Here is a 24,556-nt window from a genome sequence, read left to right as displayed (position 1 = left end):
CTTCTCAAATTTTTTAAATCTAATTTTTTGAGAAAATAAATTTTCACTTAGCCCTTTAATTAAGGTTTCTAATTGTTCAATTATTTTACTTTGGGTTGTAATGCGTTCGTCAATGAGTGAAAGAAAGGTTGCAATTTTGGTTTGCTCATTTTTATCAGGAAAAAATAATTTAATTCCTTTAATACTTTCAAAATTTAACCCTTCTCGACCACTTCCTGTTTGTAAGCTATTAAAAATGGTTTGCCCTTTATTCGAAGACAATATTGGTTGAACAAATCTAGGGTTATAATTTTGAGTCAACCTTACTATGCATACGTGTTGATTAACATTTCCAATCTTAAAGTTTTCAGGAACTACACAACTTCTTCCTAGTGATGCACCTGTTATATTTAGAAGTATATCGTGAGGTTTTACCACACTGTTTTTCATTTGAATATTTACCGATTCTGGAATAAATACAGAATTTTCTAATTCTAATTTGTCATTATTTACATTTTGACTTCGTATGAATAAGACTCCCTCATTTGTATAAACTGCATCTCCACCTAAAGGAGTTTTACCACTATTTACTTTTTCTGCTACATCCCCCAACTTCTTCACTTCCCACTCTCCTTCAAAGCTTGGGAATCTCAAATTTGGAACTTTACCACCACTTTTATTTTCTTTTTGTATATCGGTCATACTATTATCTTCTTTTTCAGCATTAAGGATTTAATCTATTTGCTTTTTTATTTTTATTGTGTATCTTTGCAAAAGCTCAGTAACCATTCCTTTATTGGTTGTAAGTGTTAAAGGAGTATAAGAAGCCGTTTAGTTCCGCTAAGCGGTTTTGGCTTTTATATACGCTTCGTATTCTTTTAATAGCTTTCTTTTTCTATGTTCTGTTTCAATATAGTAAGCCGTTATGAACATATAATATTCTCCTCTGTCGGTTAAAATCACAATATAATTTTCGGTTTCATTAAACAAAACAATCCGTTCGTCTTTACCTCTTACGTTTTTCCAAATGAGGATTTCTTCGTGTTCAAAGTTTTCTATAACAAACTTTGGAAAACGGATACGTTCCATTCTTCTAAAATCTGGTTTTCTATTAGCTTCGTCTTCTCCTTCGTGGGTAATATGGTAAAATGTACGATGCATTCCGTCCACTTCAGGATATTTTCTTACAGCTACTTTTAGCCCTTCATAATTGGGTTGAGTTTTAATAAAATCATTATGAAAAACCAAATAAACTGCTTCAAAATATGACGTGAAATCACCGCCAAAATCACTAAATGGTATTAATTCAGGAAATACTAAACTCATACAAAATAAGGTTTTTGTGGTTCCCAAATAAAAACATTGAACTTTCTCTCTTTTAGCAATGTAGATTTTGTTAAGGAATATTTAGAACGGTGTTTAATGAGATTGATTAATTCATTTTTTGCTTTACTGTTTGCTAATCCTCTATTCACATAAGCGGTAGCTCCCACTAACAAATCTGTCAATTGCAAAATTTCTACTTCGTGAGATCTTACCTGTTGTACTTTTTTAATAATTTCTTTAGAATAGTCGTATTTGTCATTCCTTAAAACCTGTTCCAGTTTGTGAACTTTTTCTTTACTTCTGGTATCTTTAATATCTATGTAGATATGATGAGAGTTTTCAGGATTCAAGATAGCTTTCAACATTCCAAAATACATTTTATAGTAAAATGTATCGTGTGTATGATTGAACTTTTCATAATCTATTGCAGATTTATTAGAAACTACAAGCACCCGAAACTGCAAGTCATCATCATCAAAAAAATAATTGATTACATCTTTGTAATACTCGATTTTTGATTTTGAAACTTTGTTCCATTTTAGTTCATAGTAGGTGCGATTTTCATTATCATTCTTTTTATTTTTAGGAATAAGGTTGTGTTTGAGTTTAAAACTATACAATCTTTCAAAAATTTCTTCCTTCTTTTCAATCGGACAATAAACAGCCCCGATAACCATAACAGGCTCTTTGTCATTCTGTAAATGACAACTTTCATCGCAATATATATTGATTGTTGGCTTCATTATAAAAAATTAAAAAACAAGTCCCAATTCTTTGAAATACACATCAATCTCTTTGTCCAGCTCTGCACGTTTTGCTTCCAAAGATTTTATTTCTTGCATTACCGCTTGAATGTCAATTTCTTCTTCGGCTTCAAAAGTATCTACATAACGAGGAATGTTAAGATTGTAATCATTATCTGCCACTTCTTGTAAGGTTGCCAAATGACTGTATTTTTCAATAACTGTTCTATTGCGAAAGGTTTCTACAATTTTATTGATGTGTTCTTCCCTCAGCATATTTTGGTTTTTTACCTTTTCAAATTCTTTACTGGCATCAATAAACAAAATGTGTTCAGGATCTTCTTTACATTTTTTAAACACCAAAATACAAGTAGGAATACTGGTTCCGTAGAAAATATTGGCAGGTAAACCAATGACGGCATCCAAATAATTTTTCTGTTCAATTAAATATTTACGAATATGCAATTCGGCTGCACCACGAAACAGTACACCGTGTGGTAACACAATAGCCATTGTTCCGTTTTCTGCCAAATGATAAATCATATGCTGAACGAAAGCAAAATCGGCTTTGCTAGAAGGTGCTAACTTTCCGTACTGACTAAAACGGTCATCGTTTAAAAACAAAGGATTCGCACTCCAATTCGCCGAAAAAGGAGGATTCGCCACAATGGCTTCAAACGGCATATCGTTCAAATGCTGTGGATGCTCCAACGTATCTTCTTGCTTAATATCAAACTGACGATAATGTACGCCGTGAAGAATCATATTCATTCGAGCAAGATTGTACGTGGTGCGGTTCATTTCTTGTCCGTAAAAATTGCTTACATCTTTTACTTCTCTTGCAACCCTTAATAACAAAGATCCTGAACCACAAGTAGGGTCGTAAACCGATTTCAACCTATTCTTACCTGTAGTAACAATTTTTGCCAAAATTTTAGAAACTTCCTGAGGCGTATAAAACTCGCCTGCTTTTTTTCCTGCTCCGCTTGCAAACTGACCAATTAAATATTCGTAAGCATCGCCTAAAACATCTAATTCGGTATCATTGAGTTGAAAATCAATTTCATCTAAATGTAGTAACACCTTTACAATAATTTCGTTTCTTGCATCGGCGGTTTTGCCCAGTTTGGTACTGTTGAGATCCATATCTTCAAAGAGATTATCAAAATCTTCTTCGCTTTGGGTTCCCATTGTGCTCAACTGAATATTGGTCAATATTTTTTGTAAATCTTCTAGAATAAATGTGTTGGTATCACTATTTCCACGTTTGGCTATTTCGCTAAAAAGTTCAGAAGGTTTTAGAAAGTATCCTAAGGTTTCCAATGCTTCTTCTCTAATCGCATCAATATATGCTGAACCTTCTACGGTATCTTCTTTTATTTCTCTGAATTGGATTTTATCTTCTTTTAAAATGGAATTGGCGAAAATTTCCATTTTTTCAGCCAAATATTTATAAAAAATAAATCCCAAAATATAATCTCGGAATTCATCGGCATTCATTTTCCCACGTAGCGTATTGGCTATATTCCAGAGCTGTTGTTCTAGTATTTTCTTTTGTTCTTCTGACATTTGAAAAATGTGTGTTATTAAATTAAGGATTTTGAAACCCAAAGGTTTTGCTAAAATACTAATTTTTTGACTTAGTACATTACTTAAAAAAATCTAATAATTAGAATAAATCATTATCGTCCCAATCTTTTATTTTTAACATATTCTCTAATGTCCTCATTTTGGTTTACTGTATATTTTCTAACAGTCAACAAATTAAAAATATAAGCAGTTTTATTTGAATCTTTAAAAATCTCCACAAACGCAGAATCTGGAATATTATTTTCCTGTGCTATTTTTTCACAAATCCTAGCAACTTCATCAGAAATTTTGAAATTATTAGATTTTAAGCGGTCATAAAAAGATACTTTCAAACGTTCATTTTCAATGGTTCTCTTAATCACATTAACTATTGATTCCAGATATTTTTTCTTTTCAACAGCAAAAACGGTTTCATTGGTTAAGAGAGCGGAGTTTTTGCTTTTGAAAAAGAAAACTTCTTTTTTTAGACTTTCAATTTTGGTTTTCAGTTCTACAATTTGTTTCTCTTTGGATTCCAGTTCTGTTTTGTTTTTGAGGATTAGAATGTTATTCGTTTTGATTGCCTTTTTGTAGTTTTCAATGGTTTTATCCGTTTTTATTTTCTGAAAACCCAAAAAATCGGATTCTTTTACAATTAAATCTTCAGATTTTTTAGATTCCAATTCAGTTTTTATTTCATTGTATCGTTCCTCCAAAATTTTCAAATCTTCTTCCTTTTTCTTGATTTTAAATTCAACAGCTTCCAATCTTGCTAATGAACCTGAAATACCTCTTTCCATTTCCAAACATTCCGCTGCCAAATCCTGCATTTTGGAATAATGAAAAGATTGATGTTTTAAGGTTTTTCCAGTTTCCAAATCTTGCCAATCTGCAACTAAATGAGCGTGATAATTCGGTTTCCATTCTTTGGTGTCTTTATCATAATGTCCTTCATCTTTGTGGATAGCAATTTGAAAAACTCGGATTTTCAATTCTTCCTCAAGTCTTTTTGATAGGTTATGCAAATCCTGCATCGTTGTATTTTCTTTAATTACTACAACCGCTTCCCGAATGGGCATTGCATTTTTCTGTAATTTTCTGCCCGATTTTTCTTTGCAAAAAGCTTCTATTTTTAGTAGTCGGTCTGCAATTTTTTGTTCCATCCAATATTCGTTTTTATGAGTTAAATCTTTGCGGATGTAATCAAATGATTTCTTCCTGAAATTATGAATTTCGGAATCAGATTTTGCCGCTTTGAAATTGATTGATGTCTTCATTTTTGTTACATTTGATGATGATTAAACCTGTGTCTTTTTTATTCAGGTTACATAACAAGCTGTATCTATTTTATACAGGTTGTACAATGACCTTCCATTATTTTTTACAGGTTAAGAAGATTGAACCTTGTACTATTTTATACAGGTTAAAGCCTCGCAGAGCGAAGAAGAAACTTTGTTGGGAGAGTATCGACCTTCAAAGTTGCGAATGAGCTCCTAACTTCTGCGTGTAGTTGGTAAAAAATATGCGCTCGCATTTTCAACGTTTTCTTTGGTAAATTTGATGGGGTTGTTTTATTTCTTCCTCTTCAGTTTTCAGAATGGAGTTTGAAATTTCTATTGAATTTTTGTTTTCCTTTTTTGATTTTAAATAGTCATTTAAATCTTTGTGTAGAGCATAAATTTCGGAATGATCTTTTGCTTCGGGAAATGATTTCAGAATTGAATTTTTACAAGTTTCTCCAGCTTTGTCATTGTCTAAAAACAAATGGATTTCGGAATAGTTTTTTAAATATTCTTTGGTTCTATTCAATAATGAAATGGAATTCATCACCAATACATCGCCTTTGTAAAATGGTTTCATTTCAACAAAAGATAATGCATCCATAAAACCTTCAAAAACGACTATTCTTTTTCCTGTTTCATTTTGACTGTGGCTTTCATTATTGAAATTTAGGATTGAAATATCTTTCTTTAGTAATGAACCTTTGTAGAATGAATTCCTCAGTTCCCAACCTCCAGAAAGATTTTCAAAACCGATAGCATAAAGGTTTTTCTGGTCAATCCTAAAATGAATTTCTTTGACTAACGGATAAACCTTTGTCGAAAGCCCCCTTTGTTGAAGATAATCTTTCAAATTTTCATTTTGAAGTTCTTTAATTTCTGTGATTTGATAGTTTTGTTTTAAGCTATTTTGTTTTTGAATACTATTTTGCAGTTGAAAAGAAGAAAAAATTTGATTTTCTGCCCATTCTAAAACCACTTTTACGGAAGCTTTCAAATATTTTTGCATAAAATCGGTATTGTTTCCGCCAATGCCTTCGGAATGGAGATACCAAATGTTGTTTCTTTTATCCAGTTTAAAAGAGGCTTGGTTTTCTGTGGAAAAAGGATTGCAATACCAAGCTTCTTTTTCATTTTGTTTTGTTGGAAGGTGTCCGAGAATTTGAAGGACTTCTTCCAACGGAATTGTATTAAATTGTCTGCAATTCATCTTGTAGATTTTTCGGGTATTAATTATTGTGATTTTCTGTAGAATTGTTGAGAAAACACAATAAATGATTGATTTTATAATAGTTAGTCATTCAACAAAAGCTCAACAACTCAACAAACTTGAATTTTTATGCTCAACAAACATTCAACAAAAAAGTGGGTTTAAAAGTTTGTTGAGGATTTTGTAGAGAACTAATTGTTTGATTTTCTTTTTTTTATGAATCAATTCAACAATTCAACATATTTTTGAAGAACGAAATCTTTTTTAACGGTAAAAAATCGCCCAACGGAATTGTTTTGATAGAAAATTCCTGCAAAATCAATGTCGTATCTGATGTAGGTTAAGCCGTTGTTTTGTGGATTCAGCTTCCAAGTTTCTTTTAAAATTGTTCGAATGTCGTTTCTTGTCCAATACATTGGTCGAAACATTCGGTTCATCATATTGAGAATATCTTGCGGAACGACATTAATTTCTTCATCGTTGTTGCTTTCAAAAAATTCGTACAACAGCTCAATCATTTTAGATTCTAGCTTATTGTTATTCTTGAAAACCAGTTTTTGAAGTGCTTTTGTTCTTATTTCATCAGCTGAAAACCACATTCTTGTTTTCTTCTCAGTTGAAAATGGTCTCTCAATTAAAAACCGAAGAAAATGGGGTATTTCGGAGATAAGATTGTCGAGAAACTCTGTGTTTTCAACCTTTATTGGATTAATTTTGAGAATCCAAAACCTGATTTCGTTTTCATCGATTTTAATAAAATTTTCTTCGTTATTGGAACACAAAATAAACTTGGCGAAAAAATCAATTTCCTCTCGGTCTTTTCCCTTCGCTTCCAACTTATCTTTATTTGTGGTCGATAAATATTTTAATCTTTCCGTAATTTCTTTTTTATCAAAAAATACTTCATCAATCGCTACAACAAGCATTGCCGCCCAATCCGAATTAAATTGACTTCCGAAGGAGTCACCTTTAATGTAAGTCATATTCAATCCGAAAATTTCTTTCAACCATTTGATGAAAGTTGATTTTCCAGTAGCTCTTTCTTTGGAAACCAAACAAAGAATCGGTAAAATTTGCGTGGGATATTGAAGAAGGATTTTCAAATAATCTAAACCTAATTCCAATTGTTCCCCGAAAATATGCTTCACAAAATTCAGAGAAAAAGGAATTTCATTTTTGAAGTTTTCGTTTTCAGATGAAGGAGAGAATGGAATTTCGTTGTAAATATTATAAAAACCTCGAACAATTTGTTGATAATCTAAATGCTCCGGGATACAGCAAAAACCATCATATTTTGAAATCGACGAAAGGAAAGATTTGCCGTGATCGCTAATGATTGTTTCGCGATTCCAACGCACCAAAACCGAGGTTGTGTCCCCCGAAATTAATGGTTTTTCTATGATTTTGTAATAGGTGGTTCCGACTCGGATGTAAGGTATTTTGCTCATTTTAAAAAGGTTTTTAATACGAATTGTTATACAATAGAAATTATACAGTGCAAACTGACCGTTTACTTTCTTTGGTTTTTTCCGTATTCCAAAAGTTCCTTTTTAGAATAATAGTATCGCCCATTAAAATTGTAATGGGGCAGATTCTTGTTTTTCCGCCATTCAATAATTGTTGGAACAGAAATGTGCAAAAATTTTGTGGCTTCGATTTGAGAAATTAAATCTTCGGGTTGTTCTTCTGCTTTGTTAGTCGGCAATGTAAATTCGGTTGCTTTCTTTAGAATGATTTCAACCGCTTTTTCCAAATCGGATTTGGAGTGGGAGTAAAGTTGTACTGACATTTGATTGTATTTTAATTATTTTAAATTCAAATGCAATAATATCAACTTAATTATTGAAAATCAAATAGTTGTGATTAGTCCAGAACAGTCTAAATTAATCCAAATTAGTCCAGAATAATTTTTTTGCAATCCAGATTAATCTAAATTAATCCAGATTAGTCTTTTCAGCGAAATTCAATTTTTAACTAAATTTAACTAAAATTTTTTCTTTTTAACAAAGTTTAACGTTTTTTACTTGATTCAAAAATAAAGGATGCTGTATTTCGTTTAAAAATCCTTTTATTGGATTTAACAAAACGAGAACTTCTAATCAATTTATCCCCACGCTTTATTCATTTGTTCGTCTGTAAATGCTTCCGTCACTTTCATATATTTGTCCAAAACTGCATCTTTTTTGATGTTTGCAATCTTCTTAATGGCTTTAGGTTCCATTCCCAAAAGTAGAGAATTGGTTATGAATGTTTTTCTTGCTGTGTGACTTGTAATAAACTTACATTTTGGTTGAGTTAAAGACTTTTTCTTGTTGCCAACAAACCAATGAACAGTAAAAAGTTGATTGATTTCTGCTATCTCACAACATTCTTTGATGTATTCATTAAATTTTTGTGATGAAATTATAGGTAAAGGTTCATAGATTGTTCCTTTGTATTTTTCCAAAATAGCTTTTGCATATTTATTGAGTTTAATGGCGTGATTTTGGGTTTTAGTTTTTTGGATAGAAAGAACAATATGATCTTCAGAAATATTTGCTAAATGTAATTTCGACAAATCAGAAAATCTTAATCCAGTGAAACATCCCATACAATAGAAGTCTCGGACTTGAGATAGTCTATCATTATCAAAATCTTTTTCATAAAGTTTCATCAACTCATCAAATGATAGATAAACAATATCAATATCGTGTTCAGTTGCTCTGAATTTTTCAAACGCTCGTTTCGTGTTATATCCTTTTTCGGTTGCCCAATTTAAAAATGATTTTAAAACCTTAATTACTTTTGCAAAGTAATTTTGTTTCATTTTTTTGGTTTCATAAGAATAGTCTCTCAATTGTTCAAAAAAAGCATCGTCAATATTGTCAAATGAAAGCGAAAATCCATTTTCTTTACAAAAGAATTCCAAATAGTTTTTTATTGTGTTTTGTCCCTTAATTGTATTAGGGGTTTTAGTGAGTTTTCCTTTTTCGATGTATTCTTCAAAGCAAGAAAAGAAATCAAATTTATTATCTGCAGGGTCTTCTTTCTTTTCAAATATTTCATTGAATTTTTCAACCGAAAAAGGAATGTCATTACCCTTTAAAAAAAGAAATAACTTGTTTACTTTTTCTTCAATTAGTTGTAACTCATTATTTATTATTTCATAATTGTTGTTGGGTTCTTTTTTAAAGTTGGGTTTAACTCTATGTCCATTCCAATGGCTTTCTAATACAGAAAGACCTGTGTTTTTTCTTATTCTTTTTCCGCCGTGTCTTACAACGAGTTGAATTGGAATTAAACTATTTTGAGCTATTTTTTCTTTTCTTAATTCAAAAACTATCTTCATTGTGAAATTAAATTTAATAAACATAAATAAAGGGTGGCTAAAAGGGTGGCTAAATTTGAAATTAAATTAACTAAATTTCAAAAAAACCAAAGTTTATTTTTCCTTTATAAATCAAAGATACTGAATATAAACGGATTAAAAATAAGAAAATTTTAGAAAAGTATTATGGTAGTCCCGTATGGGGTACTTAAAAAGCCTGATGATCATTGATTGTCAGGCTTTTTTGTTTTAAAAATTTTGATGATAGTAGGATGTAAATTTTTTAAATATAATATCCGTCACTTATTTTCGTTAGATTTGCAGTTTTATACAAAATGATGAACTTTAATAAATAATAAACTGTAAAAATGCAGCACACTTTTTGTTTATGCTAAATGCTCGAAAAAACGAATGATGTTTACCCACTACTTTAAATACTGTATACTCTATATTACCCTCGTTTTTACAGGATTACTACACGCACAAAATACAGCAGTTGGAAGAATTGTTGACGAAAAGACCAGTAAAGATGTTTCTGGCGTTGAAATTTTTATTAATGATCAATCTGCTCCTTTTTTAACAACGGCTTCTGGAAATTTCACTATAAAAGCAGATACTGTTATTTATAAATTAAGATTCTCAAAAAAAAATTATTCTCCAGAAACAGTAAATATTACTCCGGAAAACACCGATGATATTTTAGTTAAGCTGTCTTCAGAAAAAATAAGTAATATTGAGGAGGTTGTTATCAACAATCAAAAAACTAAGTTTAAAAATAAAAAGGAAAATCCGGCGTACAGAATCATGCAGGAAGTCTGGAAGCGTAAGAGAAATAATGGTCTGGAAAAATTTGATACATATACTTTTAAAGAATATGAAAAGATTCAGTTTGATGCAAATAATCTCGACAGCACTTTTATGAATCGAAAGATTTTTAACAAACTGGATTTTATTTTTGACTATGCAGATTCTACAGCCAATGGTAAAATGGCTTTGCCGGTTTTTCTGAATGAGTCTATTTATCATAATTTTGGAGAGAATAAGCCATCTAAAAGAAATAAAAAGCTTTTGGTAGCGCAAAAAACTTCCGGTTTTCAGGATAATCAGGTGATTACGCTTACAGCAAAAAATCTTTATAGGGATATTAATATTTATGATAATACCTTAAACTATTTTGATATCGGCTTTCCAAGCCCGGTAGGAACAGATGGTTTCAGTACGTATGATTATAATTTAATAGACACTGTTTCAGTTCGTGGCGAAAATGCCTATAAAATCCGTTATCAGCCAAGAAGAACTGAAGTATTGGCATTTCAAGGATATTTATATATTGATACAGATTCTTATGCAATTCTTGAAGCTACGCTAAAATCAACCAACAAAATCAATGTCAATTTTATCAATGCTATTTCAACAGAACTTGAATATGATAATCCTGATGATGAGACTTTTCTGCCGAAAAAATTTGTCACAGCAATAGAGATGACACCTTTTTCCAAAAAGAAAACGGCAAAAAGTATCATTGCAAGAAGGTCTGTCGATTATTCAGATTATGAGTTTAATAAGCCTCTGGCAGATTCTGTTTTTACAAGAAAAAAAGAAGAATATGCTGCTGATTTTGTAGATAAAGATGAAGCTTACTGGAGTCAGGCAAGACCAGACTCTCTATCCAGGGAAGAAAAAGGAGTCTATGAAATGCTTGATAAATTGCAACAGACTCCAAAATTCAACAGAATTGTAAAACTTTACGAAACATTAGCTTCAAGATATTACAATATTACGAAAGGAATTGATTTGGGACCCATTACTTCTGTATATGGCAAAAATGAAGTGGAAGGAGACAGAATAAGAATTGGGGCAAGAACGTATTTCGGGCAGAATGATCCTTGGAGGATTGAATTTTATAATGCTTATGGTTTCAAAGATCAGCAGTTCAAATATGGAGTTGAAGGCCGTTATATGTTTAATAGAGTCAATCGTTTCATGATCGGGGCGGGAACCAAAAGAGATATTACTCAGCTTGGAGTACAGCTAACTACGGAGGATGGTATTCTATCGCGTTCATTCGCGTCATCGACCGTTTTTGCCAGAGGAGAAAATGCTTCTTTAAGTTCAGTAAATCAAACCAGCTTTTTTACTTCAATTGAGCCTTGGAAAAACTTTCAGGTAAGAGTAGACGGGACATTGCAGAGCATCAAATCTGCCAATCCTTCAGGGTTTAATCTGATGTATTATCAAAACGGAAATCTCAGAAAAACAACCAACGATTCTCGTGTTACATTAAGCTTAATTGCAAGACCTGGAGCAAAATTTTCTCAGACAGGTGTCGACAGATATGAGCACGGTACTTTAGCACCCACGATTGTATTAAAATATACAAGAGGTATTGAAGGTTTATTTAATGCAGATTTTAATTATAACAAGCTGCAGTTTATGTTTTACAAACCTATTATTTTAGGAAATTTAGGAAAAACTTTTTTAAGCTTTGAGGCAGGGAAAACATTTGACACCGTTCCTTTGGCTTTACAGAATATTATTCCGGGTAACCAGTCGTACGGAATCGTTCCTAATACTTTTGCGCAGCTGAATTATTATGAATTTGTAGCTGATACCTACACAACGCTTCATATTGAGCATCATTTTAACGGTAAAATTTTGTCCTATATTCCTTTAATAAAAAAATTAAAGCTTAGAGAAGTTGTCTTTATCCGTGGTGCTTACGGGTCATTAAGTGATGCCGCGAAGAATATCAATGTGGAAGGGTTTAAATATTCTGCTCCAAACCAACAGGTATACTACGAATACGGTTTCGGAATTGAAAACATCGGTTTCGGAAACATCAGACTTTTACGCATAGATTTCAACTGGCGAGGAAATTATCTTGATCGTCCGGATATTTCAAAATTCGGAATCAAAGCAGGTTTTCAGTTTAATTTTTAGATAAAATATAGTTTTGATAAAGTTTAAAACTTAATAAATCAATAATACCCACCAATTTCAGTGGGTATTTTTTTATTTAATATAGCTCTTTTTACTACTGAAAATTAGTATTAATATATTCTTTCAAAATTGCTTATTTTTAAAATCTTAAATCTGAACTCATGCGCAAGCAAATCAAAAACAAAATTCCACAATTTAATATACCTGAAACCCAGCATACTATCTATCCCTTTGAGAAAGACGGGTTAGAATTGAAATCAAGATATATCGGCGAAGATGTAAAAGATAAGAGCATTGCAGAAAGTTCTCCGGGAATTGCGCCCTATCTTCGAGGTCCATATTCTACCATGTACGTTCAAAAACCATGGACAATCCGTCAATATGCAGGATTTTCTACTGCCGAAGAATCTAATGCGTTTTACAGAAGAAATCTTGCCGCCGGACAAAAAGGACTTTCAGTAGCCTTTGATTTGGCAACACACAGAGGTTATGATTCAGACCACGCAAGAGTGGTTGGTGATGTCGGGAAAGCAGGTGTTGCAATTGATTCTGTCGAAGATATGAAAATCCTTTTCGACCAGATTCCTTTAGATGAAATTTCAGTTTCAATGACAATGAACGGTGCCGTTTTACCGATTTTATCTTTTTATATTGTGGCAGCAGAAGAGCAGGGGGTATCTCAGGATAAACTGTCAGGCACGATTCAGAATGATATTTTGAAAGAGTTTATGGTGCGGAATACTTACATCTATCCTCCGACACCATCCATGAAAATTATTGCTGATATTTTTGAATACACTTCAAAAAATATTCCTAAATTCAATTCGATCTCAATTTCCGGATATCACATGCAGGAAGCGGGTGCTACGCCGGTTCTGGAAATGGCCTATACGTTAGCCGATGGTCTGGAATATGTAAGAACAGGAATAAAAGCAGGAATGAACGTGGATGATTTTGCACCGAGATTATCCTTTTTTTGGGCAATCGGGATGAATCATTTTATGGAAATTGCCAAAATGCGTGCAGCAAGATATATTTGGGCAAATCTTTTAAAACAGTTTAATCCTCAAAATCCTAAATCTTTAGCTTTAAGAACGCATTCGCAGACTTCTGGTTGGTCTTTAACCGAACAGGAGCCCTTTAATAATATAACCAGAACTGCTATTGAAGCGTTGTCTTCAGCCTTGGGTGGAACACAATCTTTACATACGAATGCTTTGGATGAAGCCATTGCTTTGCCCACAGATTATTCGGCAAAAATTGCAAGAAACACCCAAATCATTCTTCAGCAGGAAAGCGGCATTTGTGATGTTGTGGATCCAATGGGCGGAAGTAATCTTGTCGAATCTCTCACACAACAGATGATTGAAGAAGCAATGAAATATATTGATGAGGTAGAAAAAGAAGGCGGGATGACCAAAGCCATCGAAGCTGGGATTCCGAAAATGAGAATTGAGGAAGCTGCCGCCAGAAAACAGGCGAAAATTGACAGCGGAGAAGAGTTTATCATTGGTGTTAATTCTTTTAAATCTTCTTTAAAACAAAATCCGATCGAAATTCTTGACATCGACAATACCGAGGTTCGCAGAAAGCAGATTGAAAGATTAGAAAAAATAAAGTCTGAACGTGATTCAGCATCTGTTGAAGATATTTTAAATCAAATCCGTGAAACAGCAAAATCAGGATCCGGAAATCTTTTGGAACTTTGCATTGAAGCGGCGAGAAGACGGGTAACTTTGGGGGAAATGAGCGATGCAATGGAAGAAAGTTTCGGGCGTTATAAAGCTAATATCAGAACTATACAAGGTGTTTACGCTATGAATGCAGGTAAAAACGAATATTTTGGAAAAGCCCTTGAACTGACTCAGAAATTTGAGGAAGAAGAGGGTCGAAGACCAAGAATTATGGTCGCAAAAATGGGACAGGACGGTCACGACAGAGGTGCAAAGGTAGTTGCAACTGCCTTTGCGGATATGGGATTCGATGTGGATGTTGCTCCGTTATTCCAGACTCCGGAAGAAGTTGCCAAACAGGCGGTGGAAAACGATATCCATATTTTGGGTGTTTCATCTTTAGCGGCTGGACACAAAACATTGGTTCCACAAGTGGTTGAAGAACTGAAAAAGCTTGGAGCAGATGATATTACTATTGTAGTCGGAGGAGTAATTCCACAACAGGATTATGAGTTTTTATACGCAAACGGAGCCGATTTTATCTTCGGACCCGGAACCAACCTGCCGAAATGTGCAGTGGATATTCTAGAAGGGTTTCTAGATTAAAATGTGATTAGAATCTGATAAATTGCACAGCTTTTGTACTCTAAGTCATAATCAAAACAAAATATTATGGCTTATACAGTAATTTCAGTATTTCCTTCAACAGTAAATTCGGAGGATATTATTTCAAAACTAAAAAATCACGGGATTAATAATGATGATATTATCGTTTCTAGATCCAATGTAGAAAGTGCAGAACCTGATCATCAATATGAAGAAGATGAAAAAACAAAAAGCTTTTGGGATCATCTTTTTGTTAATGACAATGAGTTGCTGCACGCTTATAAAACTAAAAGTGTAGGAAGTTTGAATATAGTGGTGTATGCTGATACTTTTGAAAAGGCTCAGAATGCAAAATCTATTTTAGATGAAAACGGAGCGATAGAGGTTTATAAAAAAACAGATGAAAACAGAGTTGATAATAATGCCTCAGATCTTCCGCAAGATGTTTATAATGGAATTATAGCTAAAGCAAGACACAATCTTTACTTTTTAGGATCTGAACGAGTGTATCACTCTAATGTTATCAAAGGAATGGATGATCCGATGGATGATTTGGGATCTGAAGATTAAATAAAAAAGGCGTTATAAATTTTACTAACGCCTTTTTTATTTAAAATTCAAAAATCAATCCAAAATAGGGCAGCGGTGTATTTCTGTCCTGTTTTCCGGTTTCCAAAAGATAGGTTTGCTGGTCTTGCGGAGCAGAAGGATTACTGATGATGCCGTTATAATTTTCATCACGCTGAAGATTCACGACAGGCAGATTACTCGGGCTTTCAGAACCATAAATATTTACAACATCTACGTAAGCAGTTAGCTGCCATTTTTTGAAAATCCATTTTTTCTCTGCACGAATGTCCAATTGATGCGCTACATTTCCTCTTAATGAATTAAGCTGTGTGAAATTCTGAAGAGGACCATTATTGATATTCCAGATATTTACCAAAGCACTTCTCTGCAAATCGTATGGCGTTTCAGGGAGACCGCTCTGCAAACGGAATCTTGCACCGATGTTCCAGTTTTTACCAAAATATTTTCCGGTTGTTAATGTCAAAATGTGTCGGCTGTCCCAGGATGATGGCAACAGCTTTTCATTCACATTGCTAAATTTTGAATAGCCGAAAGTATAGGCAGCAATTCCGTAAAAATTATTAAGTGTTCTTTTCTGCGCCAATACTTCAAACCCATAGGTTTCTCCGCTGCCTCTTGAATCTAGGGGTTCATTTCCGACCACGCCAAAGTCAGCACCAATGTTAGCAATACTGATCTGGTTTCTCAGTGAGAACGGATAATTTTTGTAGCGTTTATAATAACCTTCAAGGGTAATTCTCAGATTATTTTTACCGTTAAATTCAAAACCGCCTACCAAATGTGAGTTTTTGATATAGCTTAAAGTATTTTTGTTGGTGAAGTTTCCGTTTTCAGAAAAACCCAAAGCCGTGTAAGCTGGAAGCTGATAGAAAATTCCTGAATTAAAATTAAATGTAAACTGTGGCACAAAACGATAACTTAATGATAATCTCGGCGAAAATTGTTCGAGCGGATTATTGGTCTTATCGGAATAATTGCTTGCATCAAGACGTGTTCCCGCAGAAATCTGAACTTTCTCGTCGAAGAACTTTTTGGCTGCCTGAATATAAACACCGTATTGCATTACATTGAGATTCACATCAAGATTATCAAAATTAACCGCATTTTGAGTGACATTTTTTATAATCGAATGATTCTTATAAGTGGCAAAATTCAGATTGGTTCCAAAGCTCAACTGAACATCTTTAATGCTTAGGTTTCGGTCTATGCGCAACTTGTTTTCTATTTCCTGAGATTTGTAATCGTACAGAAGATTTTCAGGTGTTTCAATATTTCTTAAATATTTTATTGCTTGATTATCAAGTGTATTTCTGCTTACCGTAAACAGCCAGTTTCCGTTTTCCGCAAGATGTCTGTAGCCGGCTCCCACAGTATAGTTCCATTGAGGCGATTTTGGAAGACGTTCTATTAAGGTAAGGTTCGTTAATGTTTTTTCTGCGTCATTATTAAATTCAAAACGGTCGACTGCGCCAATTCCAATAAAATATAATTCATCACCGCTTTTATATTTTTTAGAAACTTTAAAATTAGCATCATAATATGAAGGCAAAAAAGGCAACCCTATAGCTTTGAATAATAATTGTAAATTTGATTTTCTCACAGAAAAAAGCCCGCTCCAACTTTGATCCTTACTCAAAGGTCCGTCTGCCATCAATTGTAAGTCATCCAAACCTATAATCGCTTTGTAGCCGAGCTTATCTTTTCTGGCTTGCTTGAGATTGAATTCAAAAAGAGAAGACAAAACACCATTTCGTCTTGCCGGAAAAGCACCGCTGTAGAAATCCACATCTTTAATGAAATCCACGGTTATGATTCCTCTCGGTCCGCCACTTGCGCCCTGCGTCTGGAAATGATTGATGACCGGAACCTCGATTCCGTCGATATAAAATTTGTTTTCTGCCGAACTTCCGCCACGGATAAAAAGGTCGTTCCGAAACGTTGCTGTACTTCCCACACCCGGAAAACTGAGAATTGCCTTCGAGACATCGCGGTTGGAGCCCGCATTTTTCTGGATTTCCTCACTCGTAATATTTCTCAGGGAAACCGGACTTTCTGCCATAGTTTTATAGACTTTTTTGCTGATGACCACTTCCTGAATGTTCTGCTCGGATTTTTGAAGTCCAACCGAAAAACTTAGGTTTTGATTGGGAACCACATTAATATCGTTTAGAAATCTAGCCGCATAGTTCTCCGCCGAAATCTCGAATGTGTAATTTCCCGGTGTCAGTTCCGAAATCTGCACATTCCCTCTTCCGGAAAAAACCATCTCCGAATTCTGGATTTTCACGTTCACATCCAGAGGTTTCTTGCTGAACTCATCATAAACCGTGATGTTCACACTTCCCAACTGTGCAAAAATAAAGTTGGAAATCAAAAAAAGAATGACAATAAAACTGCGTTGCATTTTAAAATTTTCACAAAAATAATTCAAAAAAACTCCTAAATTATTGTTGTAACTAGAAAAAATAATATATTTGCATCTGAAAATCAAGTTCAACCAATAAAAAACAACGAAGCAATGTTCAGATATAATCAACATTCAACAGTAGGATTGCCTTTTGCAAAGGCAGGGCTTCGTGGTTTGGTACATTCATAGAATAACAGTATATTGAAATATCAAAACCCGAAGTCGTAAGATTTTCGGGTTTTTCATTGCGCAATATTTCAAACTCAAAACAGTTTCCCCGAAATCAAATTTTATCAGGAGCTTAATCCGGCTTTCCGCTATATCTTTTTTTGCCAGCGCATTTTCACGCCAACGCAAAAAAAGGATGTCGCTACAATCCGGGCTAGTTACAACGCTGTGTCATTCTGAAAGTAGCGAAGCGAATTGAAGAATCTATAGATTCTTTCTTCGTTCAGAAATCGAAGATACGACGAAGTCAATGACAAAAACATATAAACTAAAAAAATAGTTGACGAAAATTCGATGTGAGAAAGTCTATTATATCACATCTATTATCTAAAATCTAAAAAGATGGGAAATTTAAAACTAAAAGGAAAAGATATATTAAAATTAGGGTATCCAAATAATCAAAGCGTGAACATCGCTTTAGAAGTAATGAAAAGGAATTTTGCAACCAAAAATATTCATCACGTAAAATCTATTTTAAAGGAAATCCAGCAGAATCCGGAGAACTTCGAGAAAGATTTAACCTTCGGGCAAATTGCAGAAGCTTTGCTTTCATCCAAGAAAACAGAAAAAAGAATGCTCAACACAAACCGAGCTTCTTTTCAGATTTTTGGAAATAATATTTCGGATGAAGCCAAAAACCAACTGTACACTGCGTTGAAATTGCCGATTGCAACGCAAGGTGCTTTAATGCCCGATGCGCACAGCGGTTACGGACTTCCAATCGGTGGCGTTCTCGCCGTAGAAAATGCCGTGATTCCCTATGGAGTCGGAATGGATATCGGTTGCAGAATGTCGCTCAGTATTTTGGACACGCCGATTTCATATCTCGACGGCGCAAAAGATAAATATGAAAAAGCGCTTGCCGAACATACCAAATTCGGGATGTACGAAACGCACAAATCTCACATCGACCACGAGATTTTCGATAGAGACACGTTCGATTTAATTCCGATTTTGAGAAGATTAAAAGGGAAAGCCATCAAACAAATGGGAAGTTCCGGCGGCGGAAATCACTTTGTGGAATTCGGAGAAGTAGAAATTACGGAAGAAGATCAACAAATCAATCTTCCAAAAGGAAAATATCTCGGGATTCTTTCGCACAGTGGTTCCCGTGGATTGGGAGCAGAAATCGCTCAGCATTATTCGAGAGTGGCGACCGAGCAATGTCCGTTACCAAAAGAAGCGCAAAACTTTGCCTGGTTGGATTTGAACACGCATCTCGGTCTAGAATATTGGACAGCGATGAATCTCGCAGGAGATTACGCATCAGCCTGTCACGACGATATTCACAGAAGATTGGTAAAAGCAGTTGGTGGAAGAGTGAAAGCCAGAATCGAAAATCATCACAATTTCGCATGGAAAGAAATCCACAATGGAAAAGAAGTGATTGTTCACAGAAAAGGCGCCACTCCTGCCAACGAAAATGAGCTGGGAATGATTCCGGGTTCAATGACTGCAAAAGGTTTTATCGTTCGGGGGAAAGGAAATCCTGATTCTTTAAACTCAGCTTCGCACGGTGCAGGAAGAGCATTTTCGAGGGGAGAATGTAGAAATCTTTTCACTCAAAATGATATTAAGAAAGAATTGAAACTCAAAAATGTCATATTGATGGGCGGAAATGCCGAAGAAGCACCAATGGCGTACAAAGACATCAACGAGGTAATGAACGCACAAAGTGAATTGGTCGATATTCTCGGAACATTTCAACCTCGAATTGTGAGGATGGACAAATAATTTATCAACAAATAAACCTAATGGGTTTTCAAAACCCGTTAGGTTTAAATTTAAAGTAAAAATGGACAAAATAATACAAATCACCTCAGGAAGAGGACCTTTAGAATGTCAATGGGCCGTTGCTAAAGTTCTGAAGGTTTTTCTTGAGGAAGCAAAACAAAATAAAATTGATTACGAAATCATCCATCGTGAAAATGGTGATGAAAACCTGACTTTGAAATCTGCGACTTTACTTTTAAAAGGAAAAGAAATTGATGAATTTCTGAAATCTTGGCTCGGAAGCATTCTCTGGATTGGGAAAAGTACTTTCAGGAAATTTCATAAAAGAAGCAACTGGTTTATCGGGATTTTTGAACTCGGAGGTTTGGAGAAAATTGAATTTAATGAAAAAGAAATTCAGTTTCAAACAACGAGAAGCCAGGGAAGTGGGGGACAAAATGTGAATAAGGTGGAAACCGCCGTTCGTGCAACGTATTTGAAAACCGGACAGAGTGTTTTCGTGCAGGATTCCCGTTCGCAACTGGAGAATAAAAAGATTTCCGTGATCAGACTCAAAGAAAAAGTAATGGAATTTCACATCCAACAATTGGAAAAACAGATGCAGAAAACCTGGAATAATCATCTGAATGTTCAGAGAGGAAGCCCAATCAGAACATTTTCGGGAACCGATTTTAAAAAGAATCATCAGGAAAAATCTTTCAAAAAAGAAAGAAACAAACTGAAAAATGAATTAAAAAACTACAGAAATGACCTTAACTAAAAGTAAATATTATTTCGAAGCGCTGGATAATTATCCATACAGCTTACCGGATTGTCTGGAAGCCTTAAATTATGCGCTTTCCTACGACCCGGAAGATGCAGATTCGCTTTGCCTGATGGGAAGAATCTACAGCGAAATGCTCATCGATTATGAAAAAGCAAAACTCTATTTCGAGGAAGCGATGCAATGCGATGTGACCAATCTGAATACACCAAAATACTATATCAAATGTCTTTTGGACAACGAGGATTTTCAGGACGCTGAAAAGCTGATTAACTATTCTTTAAAAATAAAAGGAATTGATAAAGCGACAATCTGGTTTTACAGGGCTTTGCTTTCCGAGATGAGAGGAAGCTTTGTCAATGCCATCAAATTTTTGAAAAATGCTGAAAAATACTGCTTCACCGAGAATAGTCTAAATGAAGTCAAAGAGAGAAAAAAATTCATCAAATCGAAAATGATGAAGAGAAAAAAGGAGACTCAATAAGTCTCCTTTACTTTTGACATTATTTTTTATTTACAGAAATCAGATAATCATAAACCATCTGATGCTGTTCATCGGTAAGTTTTGCTTTAGGAGCCATTCTGCTTAAAGTTTTTATCCATCCCTGGTCATCATGTTTTGCGGGATCCGGTAATTTGTGGCATCTGTTGCACGAGTTTTCAAAGACCGTTTTTCCCTGAGCAAGATGTTCTGCAGAGCTGAATTTTGGACCTGTAACAGCCATGCTTTTTGGACCGCAAGAGACCGCAAAGGCAGCACCAAGAAGAGTGATTGCAATAGTTTTTTTCATGTTAATATCTTTTTTTGGGGTTAAAATTTATTTTTTTACCGAAACAACATAATCATATACCCACTGATGCTGTTCATCATTAAGTTTTGCTTTAGGAGCCATTGAGTTCATTATTCCCACCCATTCTATTGAGGTGTACTGGGTAGGTTCAGGAAGGTCATGGCATCTTTTGCAGGCATTTTCATAAATAGTCTTTCCTTGTGCAATCTGCTCTGCTGTACTGGTCACCGACTTTGGGGCTTCCGAAGTTATGGTAGATTTTGGAGTACAAGAAACAGATAAAAGACCGATGATTGATCCTGCTAAAAATAGTTTTTTCATATATAGATTTATATTTTTTAAATTGATAGGTAATCGCATTACTTTCTTCAGTGTTTATTTCTAAATTGTGCGATTCTATTTTCTTTCAAGAATTTATTTAAACAAAAATAATGAAATTATATGCAGACTTTTGTTTATAGGTTAATTTAGAAGAATTAAAATTAAATGAGTCTGTCGGTTTGAAGGTTATTTTATATTTTTGGTATTGAATTTATTAAAATAGTTTCTAACCGATCATTATCAAATGAAATTTTCTACGGAAGCACTTATTGAAGGAATACAGTCATGTAATAAACGCCTGATTGGTAAAGCCATTACTTTGGTTGAAAGTACAAAACCCGAACATCGGGTTCAGGCAGAGAATCTTTTAAAGAAAATTCTTCCTTTGACAGGGAAATCAATAAGGATAGGAATTACCGGTGTTCCCGGTGCGGGAAAATCTACCTTTATAGAAAATTTTGGCAGATTGGCTATCTCTAAAGGTAAAAAAGTTGCTGTTTTGGCTATTGACCCAAGTTCGGCGATTAATAAAGGAAGCATTTTGGGAGATAAAACCAGAATGGAAGAATTGGCAAAAGAAGAAAATGCTTTCATTCGTCCTTCTCCAAGCTCAGGTTTTTTGGGTGGTGTTGCCAATACGACTTTCGAGACAATGATGATTTGTGAAGCAGCTGGTTACGATTATATTTTAATTGAAACAGTAGGAGTGGGGCAGTCTGAAGTGTTGGTTTCAGATATTACAGATGTTTTTTTGTTTCTGAAAATTATTGGGGGAGGTGATGAGCTTCAGGGAATCAAGCGCGGAATTATGGAAATGGTGGATGTGGTTTTTATCAACAAGGTGGATGAATATAATCTGCAAAAAGCTAAAAATACAAAGCTTGAGCTAAAACGTGCTTTAGATTTTATTCCTGCTAAAGAAAAAGAATGGAAAGTTCCTGTCTTGCTTGGATCTGCATTAAATAACGAAGGCTTAGCTGAGGTTTATCAAAAAATTGATGATTTTATAGCGTTAAAAAAGAAAACAGACCGATTTGAAGCTGTGAGAAAACATCAGGCAGAAAAAAGATTTGAGTATTGGGTGCAGGAATTTATTCTGGCTTCGGTAAAAAACAGCGATTCAGCAGAAGAATCTTATATTCAGCATAAAAAAAATGCTTCGATGCTGACTGCTAATCCAAGTACCGAAGCAAAACTATTTGTGGAAAAGTTTTTAAAAAAGCCTTAATGGTTTAATATACTTAAGGTTTTTCTTTTTTAATTTCTTCATTTTGAGAAATATATCCATTATAAGTAATTGGCTGCCTGTCATTACTCTGTATTGACGTGGAGGCTTTTCCGTTTTTAGATATATCAATAAAAATTTCAGAAACATTTTTCACATCATTCGGTTTGATTTTGATAATCCAGTTTCCTTTTTTGCTTTGAGATTTTGTAAGCGTGTAATCTTTGGAGGTAAATCTGTAACTGTTATCTGTTGTCCCATAGCTAGGATTGAAAGTTCTTCCGAAATACGGCAGTGCTACATCCAAAATATTTTTTCTGATTTCTATGGAATATCCTTCCCCTGATAAATCAAAAATTCTTTGTCCTGCCGCATTAGGCATTGAATTAGCGATATTAACAACATCCTGATTCATAGGAAAAGCCCTATCTGCATGGAATGTAAATTCTTCGCTGTTGATAAGATTATTGGTAATCTGAGAATCTGCTTTTCCTTGCGCAGAGCAGTTGTGCAGAAAAATAAACACAGATAATATTGAGAGTATTTTTATATATTTTTTCATGATAATAAATTTAGTAAATTTATCTATCAAAATCTGTGCAATTAAAACAAATCTTTTGTTTTGGAACAGAAATTGTTAAACTTGAGGTATAATAAACATAGTTATGAAAATCACACATTTATTAGGAATAGGAGCAATTACTTTGGCGGTTGCAGCTTGTACAACTAATCCAATGACGGGAAGGAAATCATTGCAAATAGGAACTTTAAATCCCCAAATTACTTCTGCGGCGGTTCAGCAATATCAGCAGACTTTAAAAGAAGCAAAGGTAGTAACCGGAGCTCAATCTCAGATGGTAAAAAAGGTAGGTAATAATATTAAGCTGGCAGCAGAAAAATATTATTCAAGTATTGGAAGAAGTTCAGATCTTGCAAATTATAAGTGGGAATTTAATCTTTTACAGGATAATCAGATAAATGCTTGGTGTATGCCGGGCGGAAAAGTAGCAGTTTACACCGGAATTCTGCCAATCACCAAAGACGAAACTGGTCTTGCTGTGGTAATGGGACACGAAGTTGCGCATGCATTGGCCGGTCATGGTAATGAAAGAATTTCACAGGCAATGGTTGCTCAGTACGGAGGTGCTATTTTAGGTGGAGCTATTTCTAATGCACAGCTTGCAAAAGTTTTTGAAGCTGCTTATCCTATAGGTTCTCAGGTTGCACTTTTAAAATACGGCAGAACTCAGGAATCTGAAGCGGATGAAATGGGTTTAAATTTAATGTCGATTGCAGGTTACGATCCTAGACAGGCTATACCTTTCTGGAGCAGAATGGAAGCCCAGTCATCAGGAAACAGACAGCCGGAGTTTTTGTCTACTCACCCTAGTCCGCAAACCAGAATAAGTGATATTCAGAAAGATCTGCCCAAAGCTTTAGAATATTACAGAGCCGCAGGTGGAAAATCTTAAAATCAGGTAATAATAACAAAGCCTTTTCTAATGAATTTTGAATAGGCTTTAATATTTTAAAGTTATGAAAAGCATTACAGTAGTCGGAATGATACTTCTTGCAGTATCAGCTTTACTTTTTTATCTAACTACAGACTTTACTGTAGAAAAAATTACTATTTCTCATGTAATGGGCGTGATGGCAGGTATTGGAATTGGGCTTATTTTTGGCGGAATGATAGGGTACATAAGTAAAGGAAGTGCTATTAAAGCTGAAGCAAAAAAAAGAGAATTTAAGCAGCTTCAGAAAGAAAAAGAAGAACTTGAAAGACAGTCTTTGGAAATTGAAAAACAAAAAGCTGAACTAGAACAGCAAAAAAGAACTCCTCAAATATAATTTGAGGAGTTTTAT

22 protein-coding genes are annotated in these 24,556 nt (G+C 34.3%); 9 read left to right on the top strand and 13 right to left on the bottom strand.

What is annotated here, in order from left to right:
• From FOL89_RS14000 to FOL89_RS13960, 9 genes are all read right to left on the bottom strand, one after another.
• A partial coding sequence (locus FOL89_RS14000; RefSeq protein WP_185146985.1) for a restriction endonuclease subunit S occupies window positions 1–681 on the bottom strand: 681 nt, incomplete at its 3' end.
• Window positions 682–819: 138 nt separating this feature from the next.
• Window positions 820–1,305, bottom strand: coding sequence for a hypothetical protein (locus FOL89_RS13995; RefSeq protein ID WP_144283422.1), 486 nt, complete (start codon window positions 1,303–1,305; stop codon window positions 820–822).
• Window positions 1,302–2,048, bottom strand: coding sequence for a DUF3800 domain-containing protein (locus FOL89_RS13990; protein WP_144283421.1), 747 nt, complete (start codon window positions 2,046–2,048; stop codon window positions 1,302–1,304). The genes FOL89_RS13995 and FOL89_RS13990 overlap by 4 nt, the downstream gene beginning before the upstream one ends.
• A 9-nt stretch (window positions 2,049–2,057) precedes the next feature.
• Entirely contained in the window at window positions 2,058–3,617 is a 1,560-nt protein-coding gene (locus FOL89_RS13985; RefSeq protein WP_144283420.1) for a type I restriction-modification system subunit M, read from the bottom strand.
• A 113-nt stretch (window positions 3,618–3,730) separates the two neighbouring features.
• Window positions 3,731–4,894 carry a hypothetical protein gene (locus tag FOL89_RS13980; protein WP_144283419.1) on the bottom strand — a complete coding sequence of 388 codons (1,164 nt, stop codon included), beginning with the start codon at window positions 4,892–4,894 and terminating at the stop codon, window positions 3,731–3,733.
• 259 nt (window positions 4,895–5,153) lie between these two features.
• Window positions 5,154–6,107 (bottom strand): toprim domain-containing protein, encoded by a 954-nt coding sequence (locus FOL89_RS13975; RefSeq protein WP_144283418.1) that lies wholly within the window; start codon window positions 6,105–6,107, stop codon window positions 5,154–5,156.
• A gap of 221 nt (window positions 6,108–6,328) precedes the next feature.
• Entirely contained in the window at window positions 6,329–7,555 is a 1,227-nt protein-coding gene (locus FOL89_RS13970; protein ID WP_144283417.1) for a primase-helicase family protein, read from the bottom strand.
• Window positions 7,556–7,617: 62 nt separating this feature from the next.
• Window positions 7,618–7,896 carry a helix-turn-helix domain-containing protein gene (locus FOL89_RS13965; RefSeq protein ID WP_144283416.1) on the bottom strand — a complete coding sequence of 93 codons (279 nt, stop codon included), beginning with the start codon at window positions 7,894–7,896 and terminating at the stop codon, window positions 7,618–7,620.
• A gap of 315 nt (window positions 7,897–8,211) precedes the next feature.
• A complete protein-coding gene (locus FOL89_RS13960; protein ID WP_185146984.1) occupies window positions 8,212–9,435 on the bottom strand; it encodes a site-specific integrase in 1,224 nt (407 codons plus the stop codon).
• Between the two features lie 390 nt (window positions 9,436–9,825).
• Between FOL89_RS13960 and FOL89_RS13955 the strand changes: the two genes are divergently transcribed.
• The 3 genes from FOL89_RS13955 (at window position 9,826) to FOL89_RS13945 (ending at window position 15,203) form a co-directional block, all read left to right on the top strand.
• Entirely contained in the window at window positions 9,826–12,354 is a 2,529-nt protein-coding gene (locus tag FOL89_RS13955; RefSeq protein WP_228444924.1) for a DUF5686 family protein, read from the top strand.
• Between the two features lie 161 nt (window positions 12,355–12,515).
• Complete coding sequence (scpA, locus tag FOL89_RS13950; RefSeq protein ID WP_144283413.1) at window positions 12,516–14,633, top strand: methylmalonyl-CoA mutase; 2,118 nt, start codon at window positions 12,516–12,518, stop codon at window positions 14,631–14,633.
• A 66-nt stretch (window positions 14,634–14,699) separates the two neighbouring features.
• Entirely contained in the window at window positions 14,700–15,203 is a 504-nt protein-coding gene (locus FOL89_RS13945; protein ID WP_144283412.1) for a hypothetical protein, read from the top strand.
• A gap of 40 nt (window positions 15,204–15,243) precedes the next feature.
• On the opposite strand, the gene FOL89_RS13940 is transcribed toward FOL89_RS13945, so the two are convergent.
• Entirely contained in the window at window positions 15,244–17,628 is a 2,385-nt protein-coding gene (locus FOL89_RS13940) for a TonB-dependent receptor (protein WP_144283411.1), read from the bottom strand.
• A gap of 573 nt (window positions 17,629–18,201) precedes the next feature.
• On the opposite strand from FOL89_RS13940, the gene FOL89_RS13935 reads away from it, so the two are divergent.
• The 3 genes from FOL89_RS13935 to FOL89_RS13925 all read left to right on the top strand — a co-directional run bounded on the left by FOL89_RS13935 (window position 18,202) and on the right by FOL89_RS13925 (window position 20,840).
• Window positions 18,202–19,593: an RtcB family protein gene (locus tag FOL89_RS13935; RefSeq protein WP_144283410.1), complete on the top strand. Its 1,392-nt coding sequence runs from the start codon at window positions 18,202–18,204 to the stop codon at window positions 19,591–19,593.
• Window positions 19,594–19,654: 61 nt separating this feature from the next.
• On the top strand, window positions 19,655–20,353 hold the full coding sequence (gene prfH / locus FOL89_RS13930) for a peptide chain release factor H (protein WP_144283409.1): 699 nt from the start codon (window positions 19,655–19,657) through the stop codon (window positions 20,351–20,353).
• Complete coding sequence (locus FOL89_RS13925) at window positions 20,340–20,840, top strand: tetratricopeptide repeat protein (protein ID WP_144283408.1); 501 nt, start codon at window positions 20,340–20,342, stop codon at window positions 20,838–20,840. The genes prfH and FOL89_RS13925 overlap by 14 nt, the downstream gene beginning before the upstream one ends.
• 19 nt (window positions 20,841–20,859) lie before the next feature.
• On the opposite strand, the gene FOL89_RS13920 is transcribed toward FOL89_RS13925, so the two are convergent.
• Together FOL89_RS13920 and FOL89_RS13915 are read right to left on the bottom strand one after the other, a co-directional pair.
• The gene (locus FOL89_RS13920) at window positions 20,860–21,147 is read right to left on the bottom strand and encodes a cytochrome C (RefSeq protein ID WP_144283407.1); all 288 of its coding nucleotides are present in this window, start codon (window positions 21,145–21,147) and stop codon (window positions 20,860–20,862) included.
• Window positions 21,148–21,174: 27 nt separating this feature from the next.
• On the bottom strand, window positions 21,175–21,468 hold the full coding sequence (locus FOL89_RS13915; protein WP_144283406.1) for a c-type cytochrome: 294 nt from the start codon (window positions 21,466–21,468) through the stop codon (window positions 21,175–21,177).
• Window positions 21,469–21,712: 244 nt separating this feature from the next.
• Between FOL89_RS13915 and meaB the strand changes: the two genes are divergently transcribed.
• Entirely contained in the window at window positions 21,713–22,696 is a 984-nt protein-coding gene (gene meaB, locus FOL89_RS13910) for a methylmalonyl Co-A mutase-associated GTPase MeaB (protein ID WP_144283405.1), read from the top strand.
• A gap of 13 nt (window positions 22,697–22,709) precedes the next feature.
• Here meaB and FOL89_RS13905 read toward each other — a convergent pair whose 3' ends face one another.
• Window positions 22,710–23,255, bottom strand: coding sequence for a DUF4251 domain-containing protein (locus tag FOL89_RS13905; protein WP_144283404.1), 546 nt, complete (start codon window positions 23,253–23,255; stop codon window positions 22,710–22,712).
• Between the two features lie 103 nt (window positions 23,256–23,358).
• On the opposite strand from FOL89_RS13905, the gene FOL89_RS13900 reads away from it, so the two are divergent.
• Both FOL89_RS13900 and FOL89_RS13895 read left to right on the top strand, forming a co-directional pair.
• Window positions 23,359–24,165 carry a M48 family metallopeptidase gene (locus tag FOL89_RS13900; protein ID WP_144283403.1) on the top strand — a complete coding sequence of 269 codons (807 nt, stop codon included), beginning with the start codon at window positions 23,359–23,361 and terminating at the stop codon, window positions 24,163–24,165.
• Between the two features lie 64 nt (window positions 24,166–24,229).
• Window positions 24,230–24,541, top strand: coding sequence for a hypothetical protein (locus FOL89_RS13895; protein WP_144283402.1), 312 nt, complete (start codon window positions 24,230–24,232; stop codon window positions 24,539–24,541).
• Window positions 24,542–24,556 lie beyond the last annotated feature (15 nt).

This window comes from Chryseobacterium echinoideorum, from assembly GCF_007474535.1.
Classification (GTDB): Bacteria; Bacteroidota; Bacteroidia; order Flavobacteriales; family Weeksellaceae; genus Chryseobacterium; species Chryseobacterium echinoideorum.
Note: the sequence above shows the minus strand (reverse complement) of the source record. Positions and strands in the feature narration are given on the sequence as shown.